Below are 15,046 nucleotides of genomic sequence, written 5' to 3'. Positions count from 1 at the left end.
TACGCTACCTTTTTATTTTGCTCTTTTTTGTAGTTCGTTTACTGTTACGAACTGATAGCCCTTCTTAGATAAAGAGTCTAAAATACCTTCAATGGTTTGTAAATTTTCATTAGACTCATCATACATTGAGTGCAGTAAAATGATAGAACCTGTTTTTACATTTTTATTAACATATTCAATTTTATCAGCAGCAGATTTATAAAAAGTATCAGGTTCAAGGTCCCATGTGATTGTTTCGATATTATTTTTATTTAAATAATAGGGCAGACCAATTAGCTTTTTTCCGTTAGGTGGTCTAAAATCAATTTCGCCTGTATATCCTGTTTGGCGGATTAATGAATTCGTTTTTTCTATTTCTTCTTTAATAAAAGAAGGTGTTTTAAAAACCATTCTGTTATGAGAATATGTATGGTTTCCAACTTGGTGTCCAGATTGTACGATAGATTCTCCTAACGATAGGTTTTTTTCTAATTCATTTCCGATTAAAAAGAAAGTAGCTTTTGCATTGTATGTATCTAGTAGCGGTAATATTTGTTTTACATTGTTCGTAGGGCCATCATCAAAAGTTAAAGCAATTACTTTTTCGTTTGTCTCTACTCGATTTGTTAAATCTCCAAACAATTGAAAACTCCTTGCGTTCATCAATTTGTATGTTCCAAATAATGCTACAGTAATAATGAATAATGTAACGATTGTAATGATTATTTTCTTTTTCATAAAGCGACCTCACTATACTTTTGGATTGGACTAAAAAATATTATACCAAACTAAGTAATTTCATGCTTAAAAAAGGATGTGGATGCAAGGGGGAGGAATTTATCATATAATAAAATACAAAAGGTATATTAGGAGGTGTTGAAATGGCGATTACAATTCAATTGCCGGACACTGCAGCGTCTCATGCAAAGCCAAGTATGGAAATGGCGATACTTTGCGTGAGGTAGACAAGTAATATACAATCGCCTAAATGAGCTCGTATCATTTTTATATTTGGCTTTGCACCTTATTGAAATGAACCATAAAAAATAAGGGGCGAGCAGAAATGAAATACGTAAAAGCTGCGACGGTTTTACCAGAGAGTTTAATTGCTGAAATTCAAAAGTATATACAAGGTGAAACAATTTACATTCCAAAACAAGAAACGAAACATTATAAATGGGGTACACGATCTGGAGGAAGAAAACAACTAGATGAAAGAAATAAAGCCATTAAAGAAGCGTTTAAAAGTGGAATTTCCATTCATCAACTTGCAGAGGAGTATTTTCTTTCCGGAGAAACGATTAAAAAGATTGTGTATTCTAAATGAAAATAAAAGAGTCTAGTTCAAATATTATTTTGAACTAGACTCTTTTTGTTTTGTATCTATTGGATATATTGGTTGTAAATGGGAATGATAATAGTAAAAGTGAATCGTAATTGTACGGCATAGAAAGGTGACTACATATGAATCATCTAGGACAAATAACGATAGAACTGTTTGTTGGTTTTTTTGTTCTATTGGTGGCTACTAAAATATTAGGAAAAACACAAATATCTCAGTTAACACCATTTGATTTTATTTCTGCCATTGTAATCGGAGAACTAGTTGGAAACACTGTATATGATCCTGAGGTGAGAGTATGGTCTATTTTATACGCTGTTTTTGTATGGGTAATATTAATTTACGCAATAGAAGTAATAACACAAAAATTTAGAAGGACAAGAAAGTTCTTTGAAGGATACCCTTCTATTATCATTCGTAATGGGCATATTGACAGAGAACAATTAAAATCGAATCATTTGGATATTAATCAATTACAACAAATGCTTAGGCAACAAAAAGACATATTTTCAATACGAGAAGTTGAATATATGATATTGGAACCTAACGGAAACATAAGCGTTCTGAAAAAGAGCAAATATGAATCTCCTACTATAAATGATTTAAGTTTAAAACATAAGCCTGTATACTTACCAATTTCATTAATTAGTGATGGAAAAGTAGTGAAAGATAATTTGAGGGAAGCTGGTTTTGATGAAGGGTGGCTGTATAAACAAATAAAGCAAAAAGGGATTACTAAATTTGAAGACGTCTTATATGCAGAATGGAAAACAGACGATGGTTTCTTTTGTCAGGAAATGCCTCGGTAGAACATAGTCAGAGTATGTAATGTTCATTTCTAAGTTATCTTTTACATATCAAAAAGCTGAATCATTGTATACAATAAGACTAGATTAACAATTTGTATGGAGTGATAAACATGGAAGCTTTTATTAGAAGTGATCAATACAATTTTATAAAGTCACAAGCTTATATTTTAGCAAATGGACACGCAACGGCAAATGATAGAGGTGTAATTCAAGCATTAAAATCACTTGCGATTGAAAAAATAATACATGTATTTGAAAATTTAACAGATGAACAGAAAGAGTTAATTGATACAGTATTAACAGTTCAAAATAGAGAAGATGCAGAATCGTTTTTAATGAAAATAAATCCGTATGTCATTCCGTTTCAGGAAGTTACAGCACAAACATTAAAAAAATTATTTCCTAAAGCGAAAAAATTAAAACTTCCTGATATGGAAGAACTGGATATGAAAGAGTTATCTTATTTAAGCTGGATTGATAAAGGGTCAAGCAGGAAATTTATTATAGCGAAAAATGATAAAAATAAGTTTGTTGGTCTGCAAGGAACGTTCCAAAGTTTAAATAAAAAGAGCATTTGTTCATTATGTCATGGACATGAAGAAGTTGGGATGTTTTTAGTTGAAATTAAAGGTGATGTACCAGGAACCTTTGTGAAAAAGGGAAACTATATTTGCAAAGATGGTGTAGCCTGTAATCAGAATATGAAATCGCTTGATAAATTGAACGATTTTATTGAACGATTGAAGAAATAAAGAAGGAACCTCTAGTATTTAAACTGGAGGTTTTTATTTTTGGGAGAAGTAATAATAGGCTTCTTTTGTAGCTGTAAATTTATAAAAAAAGTCGGGTCATTTATAATGAAATTAGATAAAAATATCTATTTGGATACAGTTGCTTATATGCAAGGAGGTAAAACATGAATTACATTTCACCGAAAGAAGAAATGTTAAAAGTGAAACGGTGCCTAAAGATACGATAGCGGCAGGTCGTGGTCATACAGTTGCTCTTAAATCGGATGGCACAGTTGTGGCAGTGGGGCGAAATAAAGAAGGAGAATGCAATGTAAGCGGTTGGTGTGATATTGAAGCAGTCGCAGCGGGCAATGTTCATATGGCGACGAACACGGGTAATGCTCATACAATCGCTCTTAAAAGTGATAATACTGTGGAAGCGGTGGGGTGGAATAAGCATGATCAATGTGATGTAAACGACTGGCATAATATTGTATCGGTTGCGGCGGGGTGGCGTCGTACCATTGGCCTTAAACCGGATGGCACAGTAGTAGCAGTGGGGCGAAATAAAGAAGGAGAATGTAATATAAGTAGCTGGAGAGATATTGTGGTGGTCACGGCGGGTGACTGGCATACAGTTGGTCTTAAAATGGACGGAACAGTGACGACTGTGGGGAATAATCGATATGGCCAATGCAATGTAAGTGGATGGCGTGGTATGGTGGAGTTGGCGGCAGGTTATCTTCATACTGTTGGTTTGAAATCGGATGGCAAAGTGATGGCAGTGGGTAATAATAAACTTGGTCAATGCGATGTAGGCAGCTGGAAAGATATTATGGCAATAGCGGCTGGTACGAATCATACAATCGGACTTAAATCAGACGGTACCGTGGTGGCAGTCGGCTGGAATGAGTATGGTCAATGTAATGTAAGCGATTGGCGTGATATTGTAGCGATAGCGGCGGGTTGTGCGCATACGGTCGGTCTGAAATTAGATGGCACGGTGGTAGCAGTAGGTGATAATACATACGGTCAATGCGATGTAGGTAGCTGGCGTAACATCCGATTGCCTGGAAAATAGTTAATGTACAACAAATCACTAGTAATATTATTCTATTTTAGGAGTAATTATGGAATAGGATATGTAGATAAGAACCCCTTTTTAAAAGAGGTTCTTATTCTTTTTCCATAAAATGAGTGTCTAAATGGAATTTTTGAACAAACTTTATTTCAAAGCTACAGTAGAAAGTATAAATTACAAATAAAGCATAGGAGAGCTGAAGAAATGCTTAAAAAGTTTTTGCTTTCTTTACCGGATGTTTTACTTGTATGCATTGTTATCTACATAACATACACAACTACTCTTAGTTTTGGACAGATGTTAATAATTTCAATTGCAATCGGAATCGTCGGTGGTCTTGTTATAAAAATTTGTAAGGATGTATTCACGTATATAAGGTGGACAATTAAACAGAGGAAATCTTGAATATGTTGTATTTCTATTAGGAGGAGAGGAAATGAATAAGAAAAAGAGTAGAGTGAAAAATGAAATCGCACTTTGGACATTGACAGCGGTTGTTCTCATCATTGTATGGTACTTTTTTCAAAGATAAAAATGCATCGTACTTAAAAGATACGATGCATTTTTATTATTTTTTTTGCCAATTTTCTTTTATAAAGTCTTCACGGCCAGATTCTTTTTGCTCAGTAGCATATTTCTCCGGATTTTTTTTATAAAAATGTTGATGGTATTCTTCAGCCTCATAAAAAGGTGCAGCCGGGCGAATTTCAGTTACGATTAGCTCTTTAAACATACCGCTTTCTGCAAGAGCTTGTTTTGATTTTTCAGCAAGCTCTTTTTGCGTTTCATTATGATAAAAAATAGCAGTGCGATAAGAGGGACCGCGGTCAAAGAATTGTCCGCCATCATCAGTTGGATCGATTTGTGGCCAATATAAATCTAGTAATTTTTCATATGGAAAAATAGAAGGATCGAATGTAATTTGTACAACTTCTAAATGACCAGATGTACCAGCTTTTACTTGTTCATATGTTGGGTTTTCTACATGACCACCCGCATAGCCAGAAAGTACTTTATGAATACCAGGAAGTTCATCAAATGGCTTTACCATGCACCAAAAGCAACCGCCTGCGAAGGTTGCGAGTTCGTATGTTTTTTCGGACATTGTTGTAATCCTCCTAAATATATATGTTTTATATAGTATTATACAATCTTTTTTATTACGCAATAAAAAAGATTTAGAAGTAAAGGAAAATTGAAATATATTTCTTTATAAAGTCTTTAAAATTCCTTCAAAGTTTCTTTTTTTCTGAGTGTTATGATGTAAATCGAAGTGAAGATGTGAGGTGATAGGCAATGAATCCACGTATGAAATTTAATAGTTTACAACAAAAAATGAAAGAGAGACTAATATGAAAAAGGAATTTATACAAAGCGATTTAAGAAATATATTGATTGCGGCATGCTTACTATTAGGGTTAGTTATTTTTGGATATTTTTTAATAAATAATTACCCAGGTACAAATGAAAAAAAGAAGTTAACAGATGCAACATCTACTTCAGAATCAATTACATCTATTGCTAATTCAGATGCCAAAAAAAGGGTTACAAAAACTTTTAATATTACGGCGAAAGTAGCAAGTTTAGATTTGGGAGATGGGAAAAAGGTAGATGCATGGACCTTTGATGGAACATCACCGGGTACTCAAATTCGAGTTAAACAAGGTGAACGTATTGTTGTAAATTTGAAAAATGAATTGCCAGAACCAGTTACAATCCATTGGCACGGATTAGATGTTCCTGCGGCGGTAGACGGTGTTCCAGGTGTTACGCAAAATGCTATAAAACCCGGTGAAACATATACATACGCATTTAATGCTGATCAGGTGGGGACATATTGGTATCATTCACATCAAAAAAGTGCAATACAAACGGAGCGGGGACTATTTGGAACCATTGTTATTGAACCGAATAAACCAGCTGTAAAATATGAAAAGGATTATACAGTGGCGATCCATGAATGGAAAACAGGAGCCATAAAAACCCGTAAGCATAATGGCGAACAAGATAAAGATTGGGATAGCTACCCTAGCAATCATATTCGAAATGAAAAGGCGCAAACTTTAGAAGGCCCGTTAATGATGCCAAGTAATGATCAACTCAAAGATTTATCTGATGGAGATGATTACGATGTATTTACATTAAATGATACAAGTGAGGGACTACGATTGGATGCAAAACCAGGTGAAACAGTACGCCTTCGCTTAATTAATGCTGGGAATAATACGCATTTAATGACATTAGTTGGGGCGCCATTTCAAATTATCGCATTAGATGGTCGTGATATAAAAGGTGGGGACGAGCTAGATAAAGCAATTCTTCCGATGGGGGCTGCACAACGTTATGACCTTGTTTTTAAAATGCCGGAAACAAGGAGTGTAAAACTTATTAATGTGGATCCATCTAAGAAAATGAATCGAATGTTAACGACGACTATTGGGAACGGTTCTTTGCCGAAAAAACCTATTGATATAAAGAGTTATCCATGGTTTGACTTTACGAAATATGGAGAAAAAGAAGTTGGCAAGTTTACGATAGATTCAAAGTTTACAAAGGTCTATGATATGGATTTGGCAGAAGGTGTGAAAGATGTAAATGGACAAGAAAAATGGGTGTATACGATTAATGGAAAGACATCACCTGACATTCCACCCATTAAAGTAGAGAAAGGAGATAAAGTTAAGATTCGCTTTAAAAATAAGGGAGAAGAAATTCATCCAATGCATTTGCATGGACATACATTCCAGGTTATTTCTAAAAATGGTAAACCAATGGAGGGAAGTCCGATTTACTTAGATACAGTTAATGTTTTTCCGGGAGAAGAATATGAAATTGCTTTAGAGGCAAATAATAGTGGACTATGGATGGTTCATTGTCATCATCTCGTTCATGCGGAAAAAGGAATGCATACGATGATGAATTATGAGGGGGTAACTACTCCATTTTCTACCGGAGATCACTCAGGTAATCATCCAGAATAATAATACGGAGGTTTTCATGCTTTATAGAATGATAGTATTTATTTTAACAAGTGTAAGTATATTTTTATTTTCTCATAGTAGTGTATTTGCTCATACAAGTGTTGTAGGAGCCACCCCTAAAGAGGGGGAGGTTCTTACAGTACAACCGGAACAGATTATTCTTGAATTCAGTGAACCAGTTACAGGAAATGTAGTCAATATTGAACTGCTAGATCCAAGTGCAAAGAGAGTGCAAGTATCAAAGGTTGAAATATTAGATAACCCAACAAAAATAAAAGTGAAATTACCAAACTTAAATAATGGTACTTACACAGTAAGGTGGTCTATGATTTCTGCAGACGGACATCCGAGTGAGGGAGGCTATCCCTTTTCAATTGGAGAAGAAGTACAAACTAATGTAGTGGTAGAGGGAAATGCGAGTGGGAGTGGCTCAGTATTTTCAGATGTTATGATAGTAACACTACGCTATATTGTAGAGGGAATGATTTTAATTGGAGCAGGAGTAAAGTGGCTCGATATGTTTGTTAAACGTTATAGATTACCGTCCATATTGCAAAGAATGAAGAATATGAAAAAGATTTTCTTCTCTATACTTGTAGTAGGATTAATAGCTGAATTAATAGTATATAAGTCAGTTATTCCGAAGGGAAGTTTACTTATTCATTCGCCATTTTCAGTTATTATTATGATTCAACTGCTATTATTAGTTCTTATGTCTTTGCAACATATGGGGAACGAATGGTATGCGCTAGTTTGGGGATTTCTTGTTGCGAGTTTTTCTTTCACAGGTCATGTATGGATTACTAATCCAAATTGGGCAGCAGTTATAATTAGAATGGTCCATGTTATGAGTATTGCAGTGTGGCTAGGAGCACTTATTTATTTAGTTCTTGTTATAGCGTGGACAACATTATACAAAATTACATTTGATCAAAAGCGTTTCCGTAAGCATTTTAGCATTATTGCTGGTATTTCATTTATTCTAGCATTTCTTTCTGGGGAATTAATTGTGTTTCTACAGACAAGGAATTGGGTACTTTTTAATTTTAATTCAATATGGACGAACCTTTTAAATATAAAGGTTCTTACTGTATGTATAATTACAATTGTAGCATGGAGACAAACGAAAACATGGGGTATCGATATTGGAACAGTTAATCGCCGTTTATTGCTCTTAGAAATTGTTCTAGCTATACTCGTATTATTAGCTGGTATTTGGATGAGTCAAGTTTCGTTTCCGGTGAATTCTGTAACAAGCTAAAATTATAATGTTCATAGGAGTTCTGTAATGTCAATCCGTATTAGATTGCTGTTGTCGTATGTTGCGATGGTAATTATTCCAATCGTTTTTTGCGGTATAGCAGTTATGTTAATTAGTGTTACTTTATTTGGTGATATTCGTATTGCAAAAGCAATCATTGGTCTTAATCAAAATAGTCATTCTCTCATTGATAAAGAGCAGGAGGGAGCTATTCGTACAAAAGAAGATGAAGATGATATTTTCAGTAGGTTGAAAATTCTTTCATCGTATGCTCCAGATAAATTGGAGGATATAAATTTTTTAAAGGAAACTGATAAAGAATTAAACGATAATCAAGCAGGATTACTAATTCGAAAAAATGATGAGCTTACATATTCATCCCCATATTTTAAAATCTCTTCTTTTGATAAATACCTACCCGCATTTGAAACGGAAGGACAAAGAAAGGGAATGGATGTGAAAATAGAGGATAATTCTTTTTACTATAAGCAATTTGATTACTACGATGAAGAGAAGGATAAGGTCAGTATTTTTGTATTTGAGTATGTAAATCCTTTAGAAGAAATGATTAGAGAATTTTTCCCGTATTTCGTATTCTCTTTAATACTTGGGTTAATTATTACGAATGGAATATTAACATATTTTATATCACGGAGTATTATTAAACCATTGCATTCATTAAAGCAGGCAACGGAAAGAATTCAAAAGGGTGATTTAAATTTTCAAGTAAAGCCACTTGCGAAAGATGAAATAGGTGAATTAAGTTTATCGTTTGAAGAGATGCGTGGCAGATTGAAGGAATCGGTCGAGTTGCAAATGCAATATGAAAAGAATCGTAAAGAGTTGCTTTCAAATATTTCTCATGATTTACGGACGCCAATAACGGCTATTAAAGGTTATGTACAAGGAATTAAAGAAGGTATCGCTCGAACTCCAGAACAATTAGATAAATATTTAACGATTATTTATCATAAAGTGTTTGATATGGATCAATTAATTGACGAGCTTTTTCTCTTTTCAAAACTTGATTTGAAAGAGGAACCATTTCAATTTGAAGAGGTTGAAATTAACCAATACTTATCTGATTGCATAGAAGAACTACAGCTTGAATTGCAAGATAAGGGAATTACAGTGAGATGGGATGCTCAAAAGGATACTTCTATTTTGGTAAAAGGTGATCGTGAAAAATTACGTCGTGTTATTACAAATATCATTTGGAATAGTGTGAAGTATATGGATAAAGAAGAAGGATATATAGGAATTCGCATGACCGAATCTATTGATTATGTAACGATTTACATAAAAGATAATGGGGTAGGAATAGAAGAGAAGGCGTTGCCTCATATATTTGAAAGGTTTTATCGTGCAGATCATTCTAGAAATTCTAAAACAGGTGGAAGCGGACTTGGTTTGTCAATTGCACATCAGATTATCACACAACATGGTGGTGATATTTGGGTAGAAAGCAAAAAAGGTAAAGGAACGACGCTGGCATTTACATTACAAAAAATCAATTAGAAAAAGGAGAGCATCTTGAAAAGAATTTTAATTATTGAAGATGAAGCTATTATAGCAGAGTTAGAAAAGGATTATTTAGAGGTTGCTGGGTATACAGTAGATATTGATTACTCTGGCGAAAAAGGTTTACAAAGAGTTCTGCTGGAGGATTATGACTTGTTAATTTTAGACATAATGTTACCGGGAATAGATGGATATGAAATTTGTAAACAAGTTCGATTGGAAAAGGACATACCAATACTTATGGTGTCCGCAAAACAAGAGGAAATCGATAAAATTAAAGGGTTAGGTTTTGGAGCAGATGATTATATTATAAAACCGTTTAGCCCGAGTGAAATGGTGGCACGTGTAAATGCTCATCTAGCTCGTTATGATCGTTTAACAGGAAAACGAGAACAAATAAAAGATGAAATTCGTATTCGAGGATTACTTATTGATAAATCGGCCCGACGTGTATTTGTAAATGGAACTGAAATCATGTTAACAGGAAAAGAATTTGATTTATTAACTTGTATGGCAGAACATCCAAATCAAGTATTTAGTAAAGATCGTCTCTTTGAAACTGTATGGGGGATGGATGTAATTGGTGATGCAGCAACGGTTGCTGTCCATGTGAAAAATATTCGTCACAAAATTGAACTCGATCCATTTGATAAATCATATATCGAAACAATTTGGGGAGTAGGGTATCGTTTTACACAGTGAAAAGGCCAGCAAAAATGCTGGCTTTTTTTGCGTAAGTAGATTAAGAAATTACAAACAAGATCCTCCGCTCACATCAATTAATTGCCCAGTAACCCAGCGGCTGTCTGGAGAAGCGAGAAATGCCGCGGTATCGGCAATATCTTCTACTTCACCTAAGCGATTAAAAGCGGAAATGGTAGTGGCATACTGTTTCATCATTGGATCGCTCAAGAGTTCTGCATTCATATCGGTTTTAATAAATCCAGGAAGTATTGCATTCACTGTTATTCCTCGTGCTCCGAGCTGTTTTGCTAGCGTGAAAGTCATCGTATTAATAGCGCCTTTCGTCATACTATATGCAACGAAATCAGGTAAAGAAATACGAGTGGCAGCGGATGAAATATTAATAATTCGGCTATTGTCACGTAAACGAGATAGAGCTTGTTGGATGATAAAGAATGGTGCTTTTGCATTAACAGAAACCATTCTATCAAAAAATTGTTCAGTCGTTTCTTCAATAAAAGCACCAGGACCAATTCCAGCGTTGTTTATTAAAATATCAAATTTAGTACTACCAGTTCTTTTTTGTAATTCGCTATCTAAAGAACTATAAAGGGTTTCTACACCATGTAAAGATTCAAGGTTTGCACCGATAGAAAAAGCTGATCCGCCATTTGATTGAATTTCATAAACAGTTTCTTCAGCATCTTCTTTTCGATTTCCGTAATGAATAGCAACTAATGCACCGTCGTTCGCTAAACGTTTTGCAATAGCACGTCCAATTCCTCGGCTTGCTCCTGTAACTAATGCCACTTTTCCTTTTAACATAGTTTTCTCATCTCCTCAAAAAAAATTTTATGTTATTAAGTTGTTTTTCTTTATGTAGTAATGCGAACATACTTAAGTAATATATGAGTATGTGTAAGAAGTTCATTCCGATTTTGTTTTGAGAAAAAATAAATAGACTTCTCTTGAATTGATTGAATTTTATTTTTTTTCGGAAAATATGTTGACAATGAAAAGAACAACGTCCTATAATACGTTTAACAAATAAAAGTTAATTAAGAATCTTTCAACTTTATATGTTGCATATGCAAAGAAGAGGAAAGTAGATGGTTATGATCGTTTCAGAGAGCTGCTCCTAGGCTGTGAGAGTAGTAACAATCGAATCATTGAATATCACCTCGGAGCATCGCTTGCGAAAGGGAAACTGAGTAGAGGGCGACGGCATCGTCTCCGGTAAAAGGACGGGGGTCTAATTGGACCTACAAAGCTTATATTTCGTGAGAAGTATAAGGAAGCTGAGTGGTACCGCGAAACTCTCGCCTCAGCAATCAAAGCTACTAAATTGTAGTAGTTGATTGCTGAGGCGAGAGTTTTTATTTTAAAAAATAGAATACGATAATGCGTAGAAGAGGAGAGTAAATGAAGAAAATTGTTTCAGAGAGCTGCCCAGAAGCTGTGAGGGTGGTAACAATTTCATCATTGAAAATCACCTCGGAGTACTACTTTTGAAAACTAGTAAAAAGTAGCGGAGTTGTTTCCGATAGAAAAACAAAAGTCTAATTGGACTTGCAGAGCTTATATTTCGTGAGAAGTGTAAGGAAGCTGAGTGGTACCACGATTCCCTCGTCTCAGCAATGGATTGCTACAAGTATGTATGTAATCGATTGTTGAGACGAGTATATTTTTAAGGTTTATATACTGAATATTCTGTTGAAATAACTCATCTCAGCAATCGATATAGAAATAGATTGCAAAAATAGAGAGAAAAAAGAGGAGCGATGTGAGATGGGAAACCAGTATATTTATATGAATGGGGAATTTGTAGAAAAAGAAAAGGCAGTTGTTTCAGTATATGATCACGGTTTTTTATACGGAGATGGTGTATTTGAAGGGATTCGTAGTTACGGTGGAAATGTATTTTGTTTAAAAGAACATGTAAAACGATTATACGAATCGGCAAAATCTATTTTACTTACAATCCCACTGACAGTTAACGAAATGGAAGAAGCAGTTTTACAAACATTGCAAAAAAATGAATATGCTGATGCCTACATTCGATTAATTGTTTCAAGAGGAAAAGGTGACTTAGGGCTCGACCCTAGAAGTTGTGTGAAACCGAGCGTTATTATCATTGCAGAACAATTAAAGTTATTCCCACAGGAATTTTACGATAATGGACTAAGCGTTGTATCTGTTGCATCGAGACGTAATACGCCAGATGCATTAGATCCACGTATTAAGTCAATGAACTATTTAAATAACGTACTTGTGAAAATTGAAGCGGCACAAGCAGGAGTGTTAGAGGCCCTTATGTTAAATCAACAAGGATATGTTTGTGAAGGATCTGGAGACAATGTTTTCGTTGTGAAAGATGGAAAAGTGTTAACACCTCCTTCTTACTTAGGGGCGCTAGAAGGTATTACGAGAAATAGTGTTATCGAGCTATGTGAACGACTTAATATTCCATGTGAGGAAAGGCCATTTACTCGCCATGACGTATATGTAGCAGATGAAGTGTTTTTAACAGGAACGGCAGCAGAATTAATTCCAGTTGTAAAAGTTGATTCAAGAGAGATTGGAGATGGAAAACCAGGAAGTGTAACGAAACAATTGACAGAGGAATTTAAAAAGTTAACGAGAGAAAGAGGAGTACGTGTTCCAGGACTGGCGGAGAGCTTACTGTAGGTAGGGGAGAGGAGTTAATTAAAATGGAACAGCATACAACACGTGAGAAATTACAGTGTGAAGATGTGACAGGTGCCGGACATGTTATTCAATGCTTGAAAAAATTAGGTGTAACGACTGTTTTCGGTTATCCAGGCGGAGCGATTTTGCCAGTGTACGACGCGTTATATGGAAGTGGTTTGAAGCACGTTTTAACTCGTCATGAACAAGCTGCCATTCATGCGGCAGAAGGATATGCGAGAGCTTCTGGAAAGGTCGGGGTAGTCTTTGCTACCTCTGGCCCAGGGGCGACAAATTTAGTTACGGGTTTAGCAGATGCTTATATGGATTCGATTCCTTTAGTTGTCATTACAGGGCAAGTTGCAAAACCTCTCATCGGAAAAGATGGATTTCAAGAAGCAGATGTTGTCGGGATTACAGTACCTGTTACGAAGCATAATTACCAAGTTCGTGATGTGAATCATTTATCACGCATCGTACAAGAAGCTTTTTACATCGCCGAAAGCGGGCGACCAGGACCAGTATTAATTGATATTCCAAAAGATGTTCAAAATGAAAATGTAACAAGTTTTTATAATGAAGTAATTGAGATTCCAGGTTACAAATTAGAGCCTATGCCAGACGGTAGGAAGCTTAGAGAGGTAGCTAAAGCAATTTCCGAAGCAAAACGTCCCCTTCTTTATATTGGAGGAGGGATCATTCATTCGGGTGGTTCTGATGAACTTATTCAGTTTGCGAGGGAAAATCGTATTCCTGTCGTTTCCACTTTAATGGGACTTGGTGCATATCCGCCGGGAGATTCGTTATTTTTAGGAATGCTCGGCATGCATGGAACGTACGCTGCAAATATGGCAGTAACAGAATGTGATTTATTACTTGCGTTAGGTGTTCGCTTTGATGATCGTGTAACAGGAAAATTAGAACTCTTTTCTCCGCATTCAAAAAAGGTACATATTGATATAGATCCTTCGGAGTTCCATAAAAATGTAACTGTGGAATATCCGATTGTTGGAGATGTGAAAAAAGCGTTACATATGTTGTTACATATGCCAATTCGTACACAAACAAATGAATGGCTTACGAAAATAGAGGAATGGAAAGCGGAATATCCTCTTTCCTACAATCAAAAAGAATGTGAGTTAAAACCACAGCATGTTATTAGTCTAGTAAGTGAATTAACGAATGGTGAAGCGATTGTTACGACAGAAGTAGGACAGCATCAAATGTGGGCTGCTCATTTTTATAAAGCGAAAAAACCACGGACGTTTCTAACATCTGGCGGACTAGGAACGATGGGATTTGGTTTCCCAGCGGCAGTTGGTGCTCAGCTTGCGAAAGAAGAAGAACTCGTCATTTGTATTGCGGGCGATGCTTCTTTTCAAATGAACATTCAAGAATTACAAACAATTGCTGAAAATAATATTCCTGTAAAAGTATTTATTATAAATAATAAATTTTTAGGGATGGTAAGGCAATGGCAAGAGATGTTTTATGAAAATCGTTTATCAGAGTCAAAAATCGGATCACCAGATTTTGTGAAAGTGGCAGAAGCTTATGGAGTGAAGGGATTAAGGGCGACAAATTCAACAGAGGCGAAACAAGTGATGTTAGAAGCATTTGCTCATGATGGTCCTGTCGTAGTTGATTTTTGTGTAGGAGAAGGTGAAAACGTATTTCCGATGGTTCCGCCAAACAAAGGGAATAACGAAATGATTATGAAGAGGTGGGAAGAATGAGTCATACTTTTTCACTCGTTATTCATAACGAGCCAAGCGTCTTATTACGTATAAGTGGGATTTTTGCTCGGCGTGGTTATTATATTTCTTCTTTACATTTAAACGAAAGAGATACTAGTGGCGTTTCTGAAATGAAACTCACAGCAGTTTGTACTGAAAATGAAGCGACATTACTTGTCGGTCAGTTGAAAAAATTAATTGATGTACTGCAAGTAAATAAATTATAAGGAGTG

The 15,046-nt window shown here is 35.3% G+C and carries 14 protein-coding genes, 1 pseudogene and 2 other annotated features; of the genes and pseudogenes, 12 read left to right on the top strand and 3 right to left on the bottom strand.

Translation table 11 applies throughout. From position 1 onward, the window contains the following. Window positions 1-12 precede the first annotated feature (12 nt). A complete protein-coding gene (locus QCI46_RS18780) occupies window positions 13-717 on the bottom strand; it encodes a polysaccharide deacetylase family protein (RefSeq protein WP_353841128.1) in 705 nt (234 codons plus the stop codon). A gap of 325 nt (window positions 718-1,042) precedes the next feature. On the opposite strand from QCI46_RS18780, the gene QCI46_RS18775 reads away from it, so the two are divergent. The 5 genes and pseudogenes from QCI46_RS18775 (at window position 1,043) to QCI46_RS18755 (ending at window position 4,347) form a co-directional block, all read left to right on the top strand. After that, window positions 1,043-1,306, top strand: coding sequence for a CD3324 family protein (locus QCI46_RS18775; protein WP_327958607.1), 264 nt, complete (start codon window positions 1,043-1,045; stop codon window positions 1,304-1,306). Between the two features lie 137 nt (window positions 1,307-1,443). Beyond that, a complete protein-coding gene (locus QCI46_RS18770) occupies window positions 1,444-2,130 on the top strand; it encodes a DUF421 domain-containing protein (protein ID WP_327958608.1) in 687 nt (228 codons plus the stop codon). A gap of 110 nt (window positions 2,131-2,240) precedes the next feature. After that, window positions 2,241-2,882 carry a FusB/FusC family EF-G-binding protein gene (locus QCI46_RS18765; protein WP_000387067.1) on the top strand — a complete coding sequence of 214 codons (642 nt, stop codon included), beginning with the start codon at window positions 2,241-2,243 and terminating at the stop codon, window positions 2,880-2,882. Between the two features lie 164 nt (window positions 2,883-3,046). Continuing rightward, window positions 3,047-3,942: pseudogene (locus QCI46_RS18760) on the top strand (RCC1 domain-containing protein). Window positions 3,943-4,146: 204 nt separating this feature from the next. Further along, window positions 4,147-4,347, top strand: a complete 201-nt coding sequence (locus QCI46_RS18755; RefSeq protein WP_353841127.1) for a hypothetical protein — start codon at window positions 4,147-4,149, stop codon at window positions 4,345-4,347. Window positions 4,348-4,510: 163 nt separating this feature from the next. Here QCI46_RS18755 and msrA read toward each other — a convergent pair whose 3' ends face one another. Then, complete coding sequence (gene msrA / locus QCI46_RS18750; protein WP_353841126.1) at window positions 4,511-5,047, bottom strand: peptide-methionine (S)-S-oxide reductase MsrA; 537 nt, start codon at window positions 5,045-5,047, stop codon at window positions 4,511-4,513. A gap of 247 nt (window positions 5,048-5,294) precedes the next feature. Between msrA and QCI46_RS18745 the strand changes: the two genes are divergently transcribed. The 4 genes from QCI46_RS18745 to QCI46_RS18730 are packed head-to-tail and all read left to right on the top strand — an operon-like array spanning window position 5,295 to window position 10,407. Further along, the gene (locus QCI46_RS18745; protein ID WP_353841125.1) at window positions 5,295-6,923 is read left to right on the top strand and encodes a multicopper oxidase family protein; all 1,629 of its coding nucleotides are present in this window, start codon (window positions 5,295-5,297) and stop codon (window positions 6,921-6,923) included. Window positions 6,924-6,939: 16 nt separating this feature from the next. Further along, window positions 6,940-8,184: a copper resistance CopC/CopD family protein gene (locus QCI46_RS18740; RefSeq protein WP_353841124.1), complete on the top strand. Its 1,245-nt coding sequence runs from the start codon at window positions 6,940-6,942 to the stop codon at window positions 8,182-8,184. A 27-nt stretch (window positions 8,185-8,211) separates the two neighbouring features. Beyond that, window positions 8,212-9,702: a sensor histidine kinase gene (locus QCI46_RS18735; RefSeq protein WP_353841123.1), complete on the top strand. Its 1,491-nt coding sequence runs from the start codon at window positions 8,212-8,214 to the stop codon at window positions 9,700-9,702. 15 nt (window positions 9,703-9,717) lie between these two features. Beyond that, window positions 9,718-10,407, top strand: a complete 690-nt coding sequence (locus QCI46_RS18730; protein WP_075310075.1) for a response regulator transcription factor — start codon at window positions 9,718-9,720, stop codon at window positions 10,405-10,407. Between the two features lie 48 nt (window positions 10,408-10,455). On the opposite strand, the gene QCI46_RS18725 is transcribed toward QCI46_RS18730, so the two are convergent. Then, window positions 10,456-11,214 (bottom strand): SDR family oxidoreductase, encoded by a 759-nt coding sequence (locus QCI46_RS18725; protein WP_061676649.1) that lies wholly within the window; start codon window positions 11,212-11,214, stop codon window positions 10,456-10,458. 259 nt (window positions 11,215-11,473) lie between these two features. Continuing rightward, window positions 11,474-11,719 (top strand) — a binding site (T-box leader). A 67-nt stretch (window positions 11,720-11,786) separates the two neighbouring features. Next, window positions 11,787-12,026: a binding site (T-box leader), on the top strand. 151 nt (window positions 12,027-12,177) lie between these two features. Here QCI46_RS18725 and ilvE point away from each other — a divergent pair. From ilvE to QCI46_RS18710, 3 genes are read left to right on the top strand one after another with little or no spacing between them, the layout of a single operon-like run. After that, window positions 12,178-13,077, top strand: coding sequence for a branched-chain-amino-acid transaminase (ilvE, locus tag QCI46_RS18720; protein ID WP_000528141.1), 900 nt, complete (start codon window positions 12,178-12,180; stop codon window positions 13,075-13,077). A 23-nt stretch (window positions 13,078-13,100) separates the two neighbouring features. Further along, window positions 13,101-14,813: an acetolactate synthase large subunit gene (gene ilvB, locus QCI46_RS18715; RefSeq protein ID WP_353841122.1), complete on the top strand. Its 1,713-nt coding sequence runs from the start codon at window positions 13,101-13,103 to the stop codon at window positions 14,811-14,813. Next, the gene (locus tag QCI46_RS18710) at window positions 14,810-15,040 is read left to right on the top strand and encodes an ACT domain-containing protein (RefSeq protein ID WP_000019914.1); all 231 of its coding nucleotides are present in this window, start codon (window positions 14,810-14,812) and stop codon (window positions 15,038-15,040) included. Before ilvB ends, QCI46_RS18710 begins: the two co-directional genes overlap by 4 nt. Window positions 15,041-15,046: the final 6 nt, after the last annotated feature.

Source organism: Bacillus cereus group sp. RP32 (assembly GCF_040459735.1).
Taxonomy (GTDB): domain Bacteria; phylum Bacillota; class Bacilli; order Bacillales; family Bacillaceae_G; genus Bacillus_A; species Bacillus_A wiedmannii.
The sequence above is the reverse complement of the archived record's forward strand: the minus strand, read 5'-3'. Positions and strand labels throughout refer to the sequence as shown.

Excerpts from the sequence above, each read along its gene's own strand:
- QCI46_RS18780 (WP_353841128.1), bottom strand. The coding sequence starts at position 717 with ATGAAAAAGAAAATAATCATTACAATCGTTACATTATTCATTATTACT.
- QCI46_RS18775 (WP_327958607.1), top strand. The coding sequence starts at position 1,043 with ATGAAATACGTAAAAGCTGCGACGGTTTTACCAGAGAGTTTAATTGCT.
- QCI46_RS18770 (WP_327958608.1), top strand. The coding sequence starts at position 1,444 with ATGAATCATCTAGGACAAATAACGATAGAACTGTTTGTTGGTTTTTTT.
- QCI46_RS18765 (WP_000387067.1), top strand. The coding sequence starts at position 2,241 with ATGGAAGCTTTTATTAGAAGTGATCAATACAATTTTATAAAGTCACAA.
- QCI46_RS18755 (WP_353841127.1), top strand. The coding sequence starts at position 4,147 with ATGCTTAAAAAGTTTTTGCTTTCTTTACCGGATGTTTTACTTGTATGC.
- msrA (WP_353841126.1), bottom strand. The coding sequence starts at position 5,047 with ATGTCCGAAAAAACATACGAACTCGCAACCTTCGCAGGCGGTTGCTTT.
- QCI46_RS18745 (WP_353841125.1), top strand. The coding sequence starts at position 5,295 with ATGAAAAAGGAATTTATACAAAGCGATTTAAGAAATATATTGATTGCG.
- QCI46_RS18740 (WP_353841124.1), top strand. The coding sequence starts at position 6,940 with ATGCTTTATAGAATGATAGTATTTATTTTAACAAGTGTAAGTATATTT.
- QCI46_RS18735 (WP_353841123.1), top strand. The coding sequence starts at position 8,212 with ATGTCAATCCGTATTAGATTGCTGTTGTCGTATGTTGCGATGGTAATT.
- QCI46_RS18725 (WP_061676649.1), bottom strand. The coding sequence starts at position 11,214 with ATGTTAAAAGGAAAAGTGGCATTAGTTACAGGAGCAAGCCGAGGAATT.
- ilvE (WP_000528141.1), top strand. The coding sequence starts at position 12,178 with ATGGGAAACCAGTATATTTATATGAATGGGGAATTTGTAGAAAAAGAA.
- ilvB (WP_353841122.1), top strand. The coding sequence starts at position 13,101 with ATGGAACAGCATACAACACGTGAGAAATTACAGTGTGAAGATGTGACA.
- QCI46_RS18710 (WP_000019914.1), top strand. The coding sequence starts at position 14,810 with ATGAGTCATACTTTTTCACTCGTTATTCATAACGAGCCAAGCGTCTTA.